Origin of the sequence: Arthrobacter humicola (assembly GCF_022803015.1) — a bacterium.
Classification (GTDB): domain Bacteria; phylum Actinomycetota; class Actinomycetes; order Actinomycetales; family Micrococcaceae; genus Arthrobacter; species Arthrobacter humicola_A.
Map to the genome: position 1 here is coordinate 219,386 of NZ_JAFKON010000003.1, position 14,954 is coordinate 234,339.

Annotated in this window: 12 protein-coding genes; 3 read left to right on the plus strand and 9 right to left on the minus strand. The window is 62.5% G+C overall.

Features of this window, described 5'->3' with window-relative positions; all coding sequences use genetic code 11:
• Nucleotides 1-489 precede the first annotated feature (489 nt).
• The 4 genes from ARTB_RS08465 to ARTB_RS08480 all read right to left on the minus strand — a co-directional run bounded on the left by ARTB_RS08465 (nucleotide 490) and on the right by ARTB_RS08480 (nucleotide 4,268).
• Nucleotides 490-1,386, minus strand: coding sequence for a hypothetical protein (locus ARTB_RS08465; RefSeq protein WP_243178892.1), 897 nt, complete (start codon nucleotides 1,384-1,386; stop codon nucleotides 490-492).
• A 65-nt stretch (nucleotides 1,387-1,451) separates the two neighbouring features.
• Nucleotides 1,452-1,952, minus strand: coding sequence for a phage tail protein (locus ARTB_RS08470; RefSeq protein ID WP_243178900.1), 501 nt, complete (start codon nucleotides 1,950-1,952; stop codon nucleotides 1,452-1,454).
• Between the two features lie 31 nt (nucleotides 1,953-1,983).
• Entirely contained in the window at nucleotides 1,984-3,900 is a 1,917-nt protein-coding gene (locus ARTB_RS08475) for a phage tail sheath subtilisin-like domain-containing protein (RefSeq protein ID WP_243178912.1), read from the minus strand.
• Nucleotides 3,901-3,983: 83 nt separating this feature from the next.
• The gene (locus ARTB_RS08480; RefSeq protein WP_243178914.1) at nucleotides 3,984-4,268 is read right to left on the minus strand and encodes a hypothetical protein; all 285 of its coding nucleotides are present in this window, start codon (nucleotides 4,266-4,268) and stop codon (nucleotides 3,984-3,986) included.
• 408 nt (nucleotides 4,269-4,676) lie between these two features.
• Between ARTB_RS08480 and ARTB_RS08485 the strand changes: the two genes are divergently transcribed.
• The gene (locus tag ARTB_RS08485) at nucleotides 4,677-7,712 is read left to right on the plus strand and encodes an eCIS core domain-containing protein (protein ID WP_243179589.1); all 3,036 of its coding nucleotides are present in this window, start codon (nucleotides 4,677-4,679) and stop codon (nucleotides 7,710-7,712) included.
• Nucleotides 7,713-7,842: 130 nt separating this feature from the next.
• On the opposite strand, the gene ARTB_RS08490 is transcribed toward ARTB_RS08485, so the two are convergent.
• From ARTB_RS08490 to ARTB_RS08505, 4 genes are all read right to left on the minus strand, one after another.
• On the minus strand, nucleotides 7,843-8,757 hold the full coding sequence (locus tag ARTB_RS08490; RefSeq protein ID WP_243178925.1) for a hypothetical protein: 915 nt from the start codon (nucleotides 8,755-8,757) through the stop codon (nucleotides 7,843-7,845).
• A 401-nt stretch (nucleotides 8,758-9,158) separates the two neighbouring features.
• The gene (locus ARTB_RS08495; RefSeq protein WP_243178958.1) at nucleotides 9,159-10,760 is read right to left on the minus strand and encodes a hypothetical protein; all 1,602 of its coding nucleotides are present in this window, start codon (nucleotides 10,758-10,760) and stop codon (nucleotides 9,159-9,161) included.
• Nucleotides 10,761-11,659: 899 nt separating this feature from the next.
• Nucleotides 11,660-12,040 carry a hypothetical protein gene (locus ARTB_RS08500; RefSeq protein WP_243178975.1) on the minus strand — a complete coding sequence of 127 codons (381 nt, stop codon included), beginning with the start codon at nucleotides 12,038-12,040 and terminating at the stop codon, nucleotides 11,660-11,662.
• A 23-nt stretch (nucleotides 12,041-12,063) separates the two neighbouring features.
• Complete coding sequence (locus tag ARTB_RS08505; RefSeq protein WP_243178977.1) at nucleotides 12,064-12,849, minus strand: FHA domain-containing protein; 786 nt, start codon at nucleotides 12,847-12,849, stop codon at nucleotides 12,064-12,066.
• A gap of 125 nt (nucleotides 12,850-12,974) precedes the next feature.
• Between ARTB_RS08505 and ARTB_RS08510 the strand changes: the two genes are divergently transcribed.
• Nucleotides 12,975-13,274, plus strand: coding sequence for a hypothetical protein (locus ARTB_RS08510; RefSeq protein WP_243178979.1), 300 nt, complete (start codon nucleotides 12,975-12,977; stop codon nucleotides 13,272-13,274).
• A gap of 830 nt (nucleotides 13,275-14,104) precedes the next feature.
• Here the strand turns inward: ARTB_RS08510 and ARTB_RS08515 are convergent.
• Entirely contained in the window at nucleotides 14,105-14,290 is a 186-nt protein-coding gene (locus ARTB_RS08515; protein WP_243178981.1) for a hypothetical protein, read from the minus strand.
• Nucleotides 14,291-14,485: 195 nt separating this feature from the next.
• On the opposite strand from ARTB_RS08515, the gene ARTB_RS08520 reads away from it, so the two are divergent.
• Nucleotides 14,486-14,944 (plus strand): hypothetical protein, encoded by a 459-nt coding sequence (locus tag ARTB_RS08520; protein ID WP_243178983.1) that lies wholly within the window; start codon nucleotides 14,486-14,488, stop codon nucleotides 14,942-14,944.
• Nucleotides 14,945-14,954 lie beyond the last annotated feature (10 nt).

Consider the following 14,954-nt stretch of genomic DNA (forward strand, 5'->3'; position numbering starts at 1 on the left):
TTGCCGACGAGCGGCTTCGCGCCGGGGTCCTTGTGTGCATGCACCGGTGGGTCTCCCCCGCCGGGGCGACTCTCCGTCAGGGGCTGACTGTCGTTGTCGAGGGGTCGACCGCCGGAGAGCCCCACCATCCACGCCGCCGACGTGTCCGCCGGCAGGGTTCCCGAACGTTTGTCCGCCGGCGGGCGGCCGGCATCGGACTCTGCCGGGTCCATTGGCTCCGGTTCCATTCGCCCCGCCTCCTGGGGCTCGCGTTCCACGGGCCCTGGTTGGAAGGGTGCGGGCTCGAAGGGCACGGGCTCGAACGCCCCATCGGGCAAGCGGGAAACGGCGTTGGACCTCCACACTGGATGGGGGAATGCGAATCCCGGCGTCAGGTCCGGCGCGAAATCAATGGCGTATGCGGCGTCGGGCTGCCCGAGGAGCCGCCCGACGCCGCTGCGGTAGCGGAATCTCCGGGCGCCGTCGGCCAACACGCGGCGGAGATAGCCTTCATGCATCATCATTGAGCTTCTCGATCTCATCGGCCAGGACCTCAACGTAAGTGCGCCGCCTGTCGCGCGTCATCGCCATGATCTCCTGCTCGCTCCAGTGATAGTGGTAGGCAAGGTAGTGAACCTCGCGGTAGAGCAGGTCGCTGTGAACACGAAGCTCGCCGAAGAAGAACCGCTGCACATCGAATGGCACCAGGAATTGCCGGCCGCACTCGACGCAACCGGCTTCCATCACCTGCTCGATTCCGGGCGCCAGCTCCTGCATCCGCTCCTCGATTTCGGCGCGGGCCAACGGCGAGAGGGCACCGATCCGGTCCTCCCCCGGCGGTGAGAATCCTCCGATGGCCCTGACACACCGGGTCAGCAGCAAAGTCAACGCCTGGGCCTCGTTCACGGACAGCCACTCCGAGAGTTCCTCCTGGTCCGCGCCGGTGGGCAGGCGGAACCGCACCTCCCGGCCGGCATCGTCACAATCTTCCGCCGCAGCCTTCGACAGTGTCATTGTGTAGACAGGGCCCTTGTCCGCGAGCTCGAATACGGGCACCTGCGCCAGCGAGAACTCGACCGACACCCGTTTTCCGCAATCTGCCCACGGACAAACCAGCCCGGCGCGCACCCGGTCACCGAATGTCGCCTGCCGCAACCGCAGCAGCAAGAACTGGCGGTCACCCACCAGCAGCTGCCTTGCCACTTCCTCGCGTACGGGGCTGAGGCCCCCGACGCTACTGACCCTTCGTGAGAGCACCTCGGTAACCAGCTCGGCGGGCAGACGGTCCGTCGCCTGTACCAACAGTTCTTCTTCACGTCCCGTCAGTGGCGTCAGCTCAAACCGGCTGTGCAGCGTGCCGCCGCCATCCCAGTAGCCGCCCGGCAGCGTACCGGCCAGTGTATGCATCGCTCACCTCGCTTGTTCCAGCGGTCGCGTTTATGGATCATGGCGCAACAACACCAGGCTCCGGGTCAAGTCTCCTTGGGCTCGGGCACGGAGACGTCCCGAACCCAGCCCTCATTTTCGAGTTTCACCGTGGTGATCATGACCGCGTTGGCGCCCGCGTCAAGCTGGGGCAGGGCCTGGTATTCCGAGACCCAGCACCGGTACACGTTGTAGGCCATGACCTTTTGACCTTGGTGATTGAACACTTCGATGCTGATGTCCTTGCGGAAGCCCGCCAGCGACATCGCGGCATCGCCCTTGAAATTGTTGACCCTGTTGGCCCACTCCTCGAACGTGGTGTCGTGGGTGACTCCGGCTTCCATGGTGATCGGGTCGTACTTGGTCTTGCCCGGAATCTGATGCGGGCCGCTGGAGTCACCACCCTCGTACCAAGCGGTGACCTCCGTCGTCCGTTTCAACGCCCCGCATTTGTTCAACGCGGCCACGTACTGGCCATCCCACTTGATCTTGAACCTGTAGCCCAGGTAGGGGTCGAACCTCGTGCTGTTAACGGTGAACCTTGCCATGGCCGTGTTCCTCTCCGAATAGGTCCGCAGGTCAGCCGGAGGCCTGGCCGGCCTTTTGGCTGATCCGGACGACGACGAACTCGGCCGGCTTTACTGGCGCGAATCCCACCTCGACATTGACAATGCCCAGATCGATATCTGCCTGCGTTGTCGTATCGCTGTCGCACTTGACATAGAACGCTTCCGACGTCGAGGAGCCCTGGAAGGCTCCCCGCCGGAAGAGTGTTGTCATGAAGGAGCCGATGTTCAGCCGCAGCTGGGACCACAGAGGCTCGTCGTTGGGCTCGAAAACCGCCCACTGGATTCCGTTGTAGATGCTGACGCGCAGCATCATTGCCGTCCGGCGGATCGGGATGTATTTCCACTCCACGTCCGACGGTCCAGCGATCGTACGCGCACCGAAGACGACAACGCCGGTGGCCGGGAAACGGCGCAGGGCGCAGACGCCTTTCGCATTCAAATTGCCGTGTTCGACGTCGCTGAGGTCCGTGCCAAGACCGACGACTCCGTTGACCGTGGCCTCGGTTCCAGCAGGAGCCTTCCAGACTCCCCGGGACGCGTCGATGCGTGCGTAGAGACCCGCCACATGGCCCGACGGCGGCAGCATCACCGGTTCCCGTGACCGCCCGGTCGGGTCCGGCGCCTTGAGCCAGGGGTAATACAGTGCGCCGTAGGAGCTGGCGGTCAACCTGCCCCGGTACTTCACGGCCTCATCGGCAGAGCGAGTGTCGCGGGGCGTTTCCCCGATGAAGAAGATGTCCTTCAACGGGCGGTTGGCACAGTAAGCCGTGCCGAGATCCATCACGTCAGCCGAAGTCTCGCCGGGCACGGCCAGCAGGCTCACATCCGTCACCGCGTCCAGTTTCCGGAAGGCTTCGTCAAAGGTTCCCGGTGTCACCGGATCGCCGCCGTTTTCCCCTGCCGTGACCGCGAGGACGACACCGCCCAGCTCTGCGTCCCCGACCTGCACGGACTGGGCGTTGGCAGGGCGTTGGACCGCGGAGCCGTCCTCGGCAACGGCGTCGTCGGCGAGGAGCTTAAGCAAACCCGTCCCATCCTGCTCCAGGGCCTTGCCGATCCGCACCGACGATGCTGCCCTGGATGAGCCCGAATGCAGGACCAGCCGTTCCGGTCCTCCGGCAGGCCCTGCCGTCTCTACCGCGCAGGTGAAATTCTCAAAGGCTTCCTTGTTGGAGGCCCTATTGTTCTTCAGTGCCCGCACCGCTTCCTGGATCGCGCCTGCGACCCCCGCAAGATCCGCCGCCCCGGCCGGAGCGGGCAGCACCACGTCGTGGAAGCCATCGCCGTCGAGATTGATCCGGAAACCCCGCTTATCACCGAGCGGGACCGCGGCGCCGGCTCCACCGCGGTATACACCCTTTTGTACCTTGTTGGGAGCAAGCATCCGGGCGGTGATGAGGCTGGACTCATGCTCCAGGACGGCCTCCACGAACCGGTCCGAGGACTCATCACAGCTGAGGTCGTCGAAGTCCTCCAACGTTGGACTGCCGGCGAAGTCCGGAGCAATGACCTCGGCATCGGGCTGTCGGCGCACGCTTATCCTGAACCTGTTACCCGGATCCGTGGAGGCATCCTCGATCTGCAGGACGAGGTGGTTTCCCCAGGCCCCCGCATCCTTCGCGGAAAAAGTGATCCCTGGAGCCGGCTGAGCGGCCCGGTTAGCCACCGTCACGTCCGCCACCACCGCATCGCTGAGGACGACGCGCACGATGTAGCACTGGCGACCACCGTTGTTGAAGTACGCGAAGACGCTCTGAGCAAGGTAGCTGTCCGGAACGAAGCCTCCGTACAGACGCTGGAACGCCGGCCAGCTGGTTACCCGGGTGGCTTCCGCCGATCCCTTCTCAGCCAGGCCGACGAACGCCGCCGTGGAGGTTCCCGCTATCTCCAGGGGCCGCGCACCGCTGGAGACTTCGTCAATGTACACGCCCGGATACGTCAAATTCGGCACGTTGTTTCTCCCGCCGTAGTCCGAACAGATCCGGTCGCGCGCCCGAACGGGACAGCCGCTCAGGCTTGAGTCGTTTCCTTGTCTGTCTTCGCTTCTTCTTCTTTTTTCGGTGCGGCCTTCGCCGCGGCTGCAGGCTTCGAATCCCGGCCGCCCGCAGCGCGGGCACCGGCTACCACCTCGATAATTCCTCGAGACACCAGCGAATCAACCGCCTGATTGTCCTGAACTTCGACTTCCGCGAATTCCTGCGATACCTGGCCGGGAGCCAGCCGAAGGGATGTGCCACCGGTCAGCGGCACCCACAGCGGCCCGGCCGACTGCAGACTCCTGATTCGGATGGACATATGCAGCTCCTTTTTCCAGCAGACATCAACAATCATCAGACCCCGTCGTTACGGCAGCGTTACAACGGCGAGGACAGCCGGGACTTCCTCGTGGGGCCGGCGGAGGACTGTGAAGGCCACCCATGTATGCCGTTCCTCGCCACCAAGTAATCAGCCCGACCGAGGACAGGCAGAAACAGCCAACACTTACGACTGCCCCACGAATCAAAGGTGCAGGGCCGTAACGCCCAAGTAACGCCGCCACCGCAGAATGTGAACGTTGACAGACCCGTCATGCCCGGCAGGAAGAGCGCCGATGACAGCACACCCGGCGCCAGCAGAAATCGAACACAACCACTGAGAATGTCTCCCCGTACCCTCCGGAGGCTCTCTCGCAAGAACCAAAGGCAGGTTGTCCACGTGGATAACATGGCTTTCGCGAAGTCCCCGACTCATCGTCTTGCAAATCAGCTGGAACCGGCGGATGGGCGCGGCACCGCAGCCTCAAAACGTGGGCCCACCCCAGAAGCCTCCTATGGCGATCTGGATCGTATGGGGAGGCTGGTCGGCAACCGGGGCATGCAGCAACTCGTGATTGGCGGAGCGCATCTGCTCATGGATGAGGGATCAGTGCTTCCACCGCTCACCCGCGCTGAGGTAGAAGCCCAGTTCGGTGTCAGCCTCGCGCGCGTCCGTACCCATCGAGGCACCGCGGCCACGAAGGCGGCCAGCGCAGTCAACGCCCAGGCGTTTACGGTCGGTGAAGACATCGTGCTCGGCGGAACGGCGCCCGCCGACACAAGCTCTGGCGGTCGCGCGCTGCTAGTTCACGAAGTCGTACATTCGATCCAGCAAGGCCCTCAGTTAGCAGTGCCTGCCGTCTCGACCATGACTCATGCGTCGGACACAGTCGAGCGCGAGGCCGCCGGCATCCTTCCACCCACAATCGATCACATCCCCCGAATCGCCCGTCAACCTGTCGATGCGGGCGTGCCAGACGAAGACCAAATGGGAATGCTAGGCGCCGGAACCGACGGCCTTATACCTGACGCCGGAGTTCCCCTTGGAGACCTCGGTGAACTGGCACTGAAGGCACTCTTCAAGCGTCCGGACCTGATGCGTGGAGCATTCGACAGCAGCATTGAGAACTCCGGATTGGAAGCTACAAAAACGTTGCTTGACGACTTCCGGGCGGAAACTGAGAAGCTCAAGGGCGACCGTTCAAGTATGTATGGAGTCACGCCCGAGCAATCGGTGATCGATACCAAGATCGAACTCCGTGAATGGGCGATCAAGGTTTGGGAAGATCTGTTGACCGATCTCGAACAATTCATGGACGCCTTCGAAGCGTGGGGCCTATTGCTTGCCAGCCGGCTCCTGAGCCTGAGTGAAGCCCGGGTGGTCCAAGAACAGCGGCTCTACGGCCTGCGGAAAGACACCAAAATAGAGTCCCACTACTCGATGGCGGAAAAGGGGGCCGTATACAGTTTCCGCACTACCTACTCTTTATCGGACAACGAGAAATCCCGGGGGCTGTCAATAGCAGCCAGTGCACTCGCCGAAAAGGCGCGGGTTATCCGGACCGCTACAGATGCGGTCAACGACACAATGGGCATGGTCCCCAGCTCCGAGGCCCCGCTAGGAGAGGGCTTCGGATCCAGCATGAGCTATGGAATTCAGGATCCTCTGGCCCACGCCGCGGCCGAGCAGGTCCTGTCCCAAGCCCGGAAAGACTACGATGTACTCCGCTACGAAAAGGAGGCAGAATTCCCTATCCTGGCAGCGTTCACGCCCATCGATCGCACAGGCGGTACGAGCGCGATAGATACGACCGTGAACAGGCTACGAACTGTTGCCTCTGGCGGGACGAAAGCCGCTGAAGCGCTGGTTCCGGAAGTGGAGATACCACTGGAAAACATCCGCCGAGTGCGCGAAGGAATCGCCGACAACGACATTCGGATATGGGAGATGCGCGACATAGTGGAGCTGACCAAGGACCAGCTCCACATACCAGCCGGTTCCTCTCGTGCGATCGCCATCGACGAACGGGTAAACAACGCCCGTACCTCCCATATTGCTCGCGACGTTTTGATTGCCGTCGTGGCGCTTGCGCTCGGTCTAGCTTCTGCACCTATTACGGGCGGGGCAAGCCTCACCTTCAGCGCCGCCGTGGTAGCCGGAAGTGCGGCGGCCGGCGCGGCCGGCCTGAGTGCCTACTTGGCCCTCGAACACCTTCAGGAGTTCCAACTCGAGCGAGCGAAGGCGGGAACAGATTTCGACAAGGCTCGAGCGCTTAGCCAGGAAGACCCTTCGCTGTTCTGGCTGGCGCTGGACATAGTGGGCGCGATATCTGACATCGGTCCCGCCGTCGCCGCTTTCAAAGAACTCGCAGTCTTCGCACGTGCCGCAGTCCGAGCAAGGCGCACGGCAACAACCGCTCAGCAAATCGCGCGTGTAGAAAGCGCAGAGCTTGCTCGTCTTCGGGACGCAGCGCAACATCGTCTCGCCACGGCAGGAACCGGGGAAAGCGTGATGCGGTCGGCAGAACGGTCAGCTGTCCGCGAGCAGGCTGAGCTTAAAGGCGTTTACTCCAAGTGGGAAACGGAGCTGAACTCGGAGGCCAGGGCCATTTTGAAAGATGACAAACTGGCCGCGATCTTCCGTGACATGGACCCAGAGGTTCGTACCCTGCTGTCCCCAATGACCGTCACCAAAAGGCAGGTCGACCGCTTGCGTAGGCTGCTCGATAGGATCCCGCCACGTCACCGCTACGGGCTGAAAGAGTTCTTTTACCACCACCGCGACAAGCTCGACGATGCGATAGGCGACCTCGAGCACTTGTTCAGCCACGACATCGGAAAGGACGTCGACGCTGCAGTGGCGGCGCTGGAGGAGGGTCTTCTGCCGAGCGGGGAATTACGCTCCGTTGGACGGACCGGCCTTGCGGGCGACGTCCCGGACCTCGCGCCGGATATTGCGAAGGGACACCTTCCTCGGGAAGCCGGGCAGCTAGTTCCGATCGACCTGCTGAGAAGGACACGGCGCGTTTTGGGCAAGAAGATATCTGACGCGCCCGAATCCGTTAAGAACGCCTGGGAGGCGGCACAACTGAAGGTGCGGGCCAACCAGGGACCACTAAGCGCAACGAACTACCCGACCCTTTATAAGGCGGCGCAGAAGGAATTCTGGGCCAATGTCCGCGAATCCACCGCCGCGAACAAGTGGTTTGAGGATAACGGATTCGACTTCGGGCGAACCGCTTCCGGGGCACCAGCGGTGGCGTTGCAGTATTCGGGCAGACGCGGACGAAAAGAGTTCGCCATAGAACTCGACCATATCCTGCCTAAGGCCAGCGGCAGCAACTGGGGCCGGGCCCTTGATGCCGACAACCTCCAGTTCCTGACGGGATGGGACAACTGGCTTCTCGACCAGATTGAGAAGTTATCTCCCGATCTGAAAAGGTAGACCGCGTCACCCATACAGCTGGCGCTGCGGCGGCGCAAGGTCGGTCAGAGACGGCGCAGGCCTTGCGTCGGCCGACGTCCGGTCATGGTCCAACCTCACGACACTATTGGGCGGGTGCAGTAGGCAATTGTCACTGCAATTCCGGCTGTCCGACCGCTCGCTCGAGGTAGTCGCTATTCTGCTGGATCCAAAGTCCCATACTTCCGGGAACCAATTCGAACGGCTCCCCGGGCTTTTTCATCGACATTTTCCTTTCCCAGCTCGCCGGAGAGTGGCCATGATAAGCCTGTGAAAGAATCCCGGGCGAGTAGCTAATGTTGTATCCTGCCTTCTTCGCTGCCTGTGCAATTAAGAACAGCGCCGCACCTATGTAGTTAATCGCCACTCCGGGCTTGCGCCCAAAGACATGAAGATCCCATACGCCCGCCTCAGGGTTTCCGTAGAAGAGCTTTCCCACAGCTCCTGCCCAAAGTTCCGGATCTTCATGCATCTTGCCAGCGCCATGTGACGACACAGACCATCCTTGTGGATTTTCGAGCGCTTCCCACGCTATGACCCCGGCGATTGCGGTTCTGCTCACTCCCCACCGGCTTTCAGCCGCGACGATCTCAGTTCTGTGGTGAACCAACCAGTACGCAACAGCCTCGCGCGGCTCACGACTGGGCGGTTCTGGCCCACTCAACTCGAAAGACGGGTAGGCAAATTCGGGATCAGGTGGCATTACCTTACTTTTCATCCAGTGCTTGGCTGGGCTTTCCCGCCAGGCCTCGGGCGCCATCACAATCGCCGGCAAGCGGTAACCGATGATCGTTTCTGGTTCAAAGTCCACCGCCCTGCCTACAGGGAACATGTACTCCTGTCCAGGAAAAATGTTGTCGGGCGTCGCCAGAGGTCTTCCCTCAAGATCGGTCACAAGACCCAAATACGCTCCATAGGCCACCTCTTGACCGTATTGTTGGCCATAACCTTGTTCGAGCAAGGAGGCCGAAACCCAGGTGCCCACCTTCGCCTTGTACTTGGCATAGATAACGTCACCTTTGGTCACTAGACCCTCGAAAATTCCGGGATTTGCGTATTGTCTGCCCGCGAGGGTCCGGCGCTGTCCGCTCTGCAGAGCCCGGGTCGCTGTAACTACTCCCTGCATCGCGGTGTTTCCAACCCAGCGCCGCCACTCAACCATCGCAGCAACGGTGACCGGAGGGTGTGGCCCGGCCGGGGGGCGAGCGCGGCTTGAGGCGCCCCGTTTGCGAACGGGGGACGAGAAAACTGGTTCACTCATGGATCCCCTCCGGATAGACGCCGCAACAGGCCGCCAAAGGCGGCCGTTCTGCGGACTTGAGGGGATCCAGCAGGTTGGAGAGTCGTCGGGCGATCGTAGACATAGCACGTTCCGTTCTCTGTGGGCTATGCATCCGCTTAGTCCGACGCGACGATGCGTCGGCGGCACTAGGCCCGGCATCCCAGTTCTGTGAACCTGGCCACCGCACGAGTCCGCTCCTGCTGCAACATTTTGATCTGCGCTGCGATGGCGGGCTTTTCGCCCGGCCCGGCTGTTTGGAGCAGCTTTTGAAGCGCTCTGATTTCGACTTCCAGCCCTTTAATCTTTTGGCGCAGAGTGGCGCACTCCAGCGGTTCCCCCGGCGTGATCTGGACGGGTTCGCTGGGCGTGCCGAACCACTCGACGGACTCCTGCAGCATTCGCCATTGGAAAAGAGCCGGCGTTGACGGTGCAGGGATATTAAAGGAAAAGGTTGTGTCCTGCCCGGGGGACACGGCTCCGGTGAGCTCGTGCCGGGCCGCGCCGAAATCATTCCCGATGGCGCCGAGCCGGTACCCTTCGCTGGGTTGCCACGTGGTGGTCCCAGTGTTGCGCATAGTGACGGTTACGGCCGCCGTACTGAATCGTGGGATGGACGCCGGGACTGACTGCGCAACGAACCGGGCGTTACTTATGCTGAGCCCGATCTCTCTCTCGGGAGTACGGGGCCCGAACCACTCCCGAGCGCCCGTGTCCGTGCGGTCGCGCACCATTTGCCATGAGAACAGCGCCCCCGCGACCTCCGGGGCACTGATGGAGAAGGTAAATGCCACATCCTCACCGCTGGCAACCGGCCCGGGCAGTTCATGCCATGCGCTTCCCCAGGTCGAGTTGCCCGCGGGCGCCTGCGCACCGAGCCTGTATCCCTCCCCCGAGGTCCACGTGGTGTTGCCGGAGTTCCGTATGATGATGGTCACGGTGGCGGTGGATCCGGGCCGCATGGCCTCCGGGATATGGTCCTGGGAGACAAACTCCGCGTCGTCGTGCCAGGCCAGTATGCGGAACGAAGCGGCCGCCTGGGCCGTGCCGGCCGCGGTTTCGACGCTGACAGGCACATCCGCCTCCGGTTGCCCCGGGGTGACGAGCCCTTCGGGCACGGCCACCGTCAGGGACCCTGCGGCAGGAGGCGCGAGCAGCGATGCCGCCGCAGTGCCGAAGGACACCCGCGGGATACCGACATTGAAATTCCGGCCGGACAGGCTCACCGCGGTACCTGCCGTCCCGGCGTCCGGCGTGAAGGAAGGGTCCGCGAACGCCGGGATAAACGATCCGGGGTCCACCCAAGGCTGGACCGTCTCGGCCTCGCTGTCGGCCACCACCCAGGTGAAGTGCCGCTCCGCAGACGGGTCGTTGTTCCGGATCCCCAGCGTCCACGTCTCCTCAGTCGCCCGGTCAAACCCCACCACGAGACGCAGGACGTTTCCCACCCCGGGGACCAGGAACACGTCCCCTACAAATCCGGTACCGGCGCCGTCGGGACGGGTGGCGCGGAAGACCGGCTGCGTCGCCGCCGCCACCGCCACCGCCGGGCCCCTCCCCGCCTGCATGAACACGGTCGGAGCCACCGAGCCCCCGATCATCGCCACCCGCAGGAACATCATCCGCTCATAAATGCCAGTGAACTCCGGTACAGGTGTGCCTGCGGACTGGACAAAGCCGGCATCCCCACGGCCGCCCGCGGGCACAGTCCTCGGTGCCACCGGCGGATCCGGAAACAGTGCAAAAACCATGTGGTCCTCCTAGCCCGCGGGTCGTTGGTCAGGCGCTCGAGGCCCCGCAGGGTCCCGGCCCGGCAGGCGCTCGCAGAGTGGCTGGCTGGGCCGCCGGAGCCGGGGGATTTCTGGTGTCCAACTCAACCTCCAACGTGCTCCGTCAACGACATCTTCGGCGGTGCTGGGCGCGAGGACCGGACGGCAGAACCCTTATGTGCCGCAGCCGCGGTACCATAACGGGCGGTGCCGTTTCGTCTTAACATCACCGCTGCACCCTAACGCTGGCCCGTTACGGGAACGTTACGACCACCCCTGACGGAATCTGAGGAGTCCGCCCTTCGCTCGCGCCAGCTATCACGGCTGCGGACTGATGCCGGTCAAACAGGCGCGGTTGCCGCCACGCCCGTGGGGGAAAGCGCATTGGCCAACCGCCGACAATCATCCAAGCAGGTCCCCGGGCCAGAGGCCGTGGCCGGATCTGTGAACTTTCCGAGCAAGCCGACTGAGCGGCCAAGGAAAAACCCGACTGAGCGGCCAGGGAAAAACACTCACCAGACCGGAGGGCACTTCTCCGGAAGCGCGGTGGTGCAGTCGCTGGTGCTCCTTGGCGATCCGACTGTCTGGATCCCCAAGCTCGCCGAATTCGCCGCCCCTGGCCGTACTGGGCAGCAGCGTCGGGGTCTAGCTTGGGCTCGGGGGCTGCGGGACTAGATTAGGGATGCCTTCGCCAGGTAGCTCAGGAGTGGCCCTAACAGCAGGAAACAACTACGACAAGGCTTTACGTTACTGCGCGGTCACCAGGAGGAACCGCCCTCTGGAAGCCAAGCGATGACGCATCTCCCGATGATGCAGGTCCTCGCCGCCGCTACAGGCGCGGGCCGGCGTCGTACCATTCTGCTTTCCGGCACAAAGCCTGCTCATGTGCCCGTCAGCAGTTTCGCTATGGGCTGTCCGAGCGGGCCGAGCCAGGCCATCAAGTTCTGGATCGGTCCCACAAGACTTGCAAGGGCACCTGCCGCACTTGCGATTTCCGTAATTTTCTTGAGGGGTTCTACGACCTTCTCAGGCTCGGGGTGGCCACGGCTAACTTCCGCATTTATCTCTCTCAGATAAACAGATATTGCAGCGAGCTTGCTGTCATCGAGTCCGATTGATGTAACTCCGTGCTCGAGTTCCTGAAACGCTTCACGCACAGCGCCCAACTGAACCATTTGGCTGCGCTGGCCACCACGGATATATTGATTCCCCTCGACGTTATTGACTACTCCGCCGGTTTGATTGTTGATATTGAATCCCACCGTGATCGTCCTCCTTTGCTTCCTCAGTAGCCCCTCCGACGAGGTAACGGGAATTCGCGCTCTACCTTCTTCCGTCTGGACGTCGCAACGACGTGGAGGACGATGCCGATGGTGATTAGAATCGAACCTCCTCCTGCAATAAACAACCCGGTGATGTACAAGCGAAAGGAAGCAGGAGTGCCGACACCTCTATAATTGGGTATTTCTTCCATAAACTGGTAGAAACCCGATCCTGCAATGACGAGTCCGGTGATGGCCAGGCCTGCGCCAATCCAGATCAACCAGCGGGCTCTGGTTTTGGTGGCCGCTACGGCCTGTAGGAAACTTTCGCGTTCCTGCCTGATATGGCTGACGTAGGCAGTGTATTGATTTCCGGCGACGTTGCTGATAGTTCCCGCGTGCTGATTTTCTATTTCGTATTGGCCTTGTACGTGTCCATCGCGCGGCCGGGGCCGTGGTGGCCGCTGGACCGGCAGAGCGGCCGTGGCCTCGGATTTGCTGGACGCACCCTGAAACTGGAACCGTTCTCCCCCGAAGGAAACAACATCACCTGACCGCAGGATGACCGGCCCAGATGTGGGGTGTCCGTTGACGCTCGTTCCGGCGCTGGAACCCAGATCCTGGACGGACACGCGGCCAGCACCGTCCACTGACAGTGACGCGTGCACCCTGCTCACAGTCGGTTCAGACACCACCAAATCATTGGTATGGCTGCGACCCAGCGTCATATAGGCGCGCGTCACCTCGAGTTCGCTACCTGAGCTGCCGCCCGGTCCTCGGGCAATGAGCCGGGAAACGTTGGCACTCATAGATTCTGTTCCCTCTCAGACTGTATCAGGCTAAGGAGGCGGCGTTACTGCTGCGTTACTGCTACGTTACTGCTGCCCAACCCCTTCGGTAAACAGCCCGTTGGGCTGCCCCCAGGGACAGCTGGTTGTCCTGGCATCCCGGAAATCAGCACGGCGCACCCCCGATGCTGTCCGGGTCGGTGGCCAGCCGCTGGCCCACCGGCGCCGGCTGCTCGCCCTCAATTTCGAGCTCGGTCTCTTCGAAGACCCGCATCCCGGACGACAACCAGCAGGCAGAAGTCATCGGTTCCGTTGCCCACGCGCAGGTCAACCTGCACCTGGCCCGCAAGGCGCTGGTCCTGCTCACAAACGGCGGCGCGCTCCCGCTGGCCAGGGGCATGAACGCGACGGACAGCGGACGAGCAGCGCCCGGACTATTGCCGTGATCGGACCGAACGCTGATGATCGCATGCGCAGCTGGGAGACTGGTCCGGGGCCTCCGACCAAGTCAACTAGCTCCCCGACACCCCGGCACCTGACCACCACCGTACTCGATGGGTTCCGCGCCATCGTCCCAGGGGATTGGACGGTCACGCACGCCAGAGGAGCCGACATCGGCCACGAGATCCCGGACCCCGCGGGTCCTACCCTCATCGACGGCCAACCGCACCCGAAACTGTTCATCCCCGCCGGCAGCGACGAGGCCATGCTCGACGAAGCCGTTCCACGGCCCGGAATGTCGCCCAGTCGTCGCCGTCATCGGCGAAACCGTTTGCTCATCCAATCAGAACTCTCAGCCCTGCCCAACCGGCCTGGAGGCCGCAGCGAAACCTGCTAACAACCAACGACTCAAAACAGAATCCCAAACCGATTTTTCTCGGGTCATACTGCCCACGCCAAGGACGTCCATGGACGTAACGAAGGACAAACCGTCCATCCAAGTAGGCAAGGAGGCAGACGACCACAGCAGCGCCCACCATAAAAAAGGCCCCCGAAGGAGCCCCATAAGTGAACAGGTTGAGCACACTCAGAGGCCTACACGAAAGTGTTTCCCTTCCTGCAGTCAGCCCGGCAACGGCGAGGACCGCTTCGAAGTCCCCTTGGGTCAGCCCTGCCAGAGCCGCCAGATGCACTGGTCCGGCGCCCCTTGATGAAATGTGATTGGTGAACCCGAACCCTGCCTCGAACCAAGTGCGCAGCCTCTCATGCTCCCGCTCATCATCAGTCCTCTCCGCCAGGCAACGCCCGGCGTGTCAGGCCGACCCCGGATCCACCGTTATTCAGGCACTCCCTGCTCCCGGTGCTGCCTGGCCGCCTTGGCCCGGGCCAGTGCCGTCGTTGCCTTGGCCGTGATGGCGAGCGTGCCGCTAGGCAGCGGTCTGAGAGGACCCGCCGGCCGTACTGCGGACTCGAGGGTATCCAGCAGGTCGGAGAGTAGTTGGGTGATCGTTGGCATAAGCACGTTCCGTTCTCTATGGGCGAGGCATCCGCTCAGTCTGACGCGACGACGCGCCGGCGGCGCTAGGATCGGCATCCCAGTTCTGTGGACCTAAGGCTGGTGCGTTACGGGAACGTTACGACCAGCCCGGACAGCTACCACTACGCCCTTCCCCTCGCCCTCGCCTTGGTTGTCGTTGCTGGCCGGTATGGCTTCCTTGTGAGCACAAACGGATCGTCGGAGCCAGGCAAAGCCCATCAGTGGGGCTGGGTCGACACGAGCAGCATCGTGAACTCGTCTGGCTTCCCGAGCATCGTGGCGAGCGTGAACGCGGCAAGCAACTTCGCGCGCCAACATTCCACGATGGTCGCGTTAGCTGAGAGGCAAATGGCGCCAGCGCGGGGGATGATGAAGCTCGCAGCTGCGGCGAATGCCGATCCGTTGCTCAAGGCAGTTGAGAGTGCGTTCGAGCTTGCTCGCGATCAAGAGCGGCTGCTGGTCAGCTTTAAGGAATACAGGGCCGCCCTAGAGTTCGTCCACCGTGTTGATACCGCAGACCTGTCTTCGAATAAGAAGGCCAGGACGAACGCGGGCGCTAACGCCGGCGGTGAGCCGGCTTATGAGCAGCCGGCCCTGCAGTTCTCGGCGGATCGCTGCAGGACGATAACGCGCCCGTAACACTCGGGCT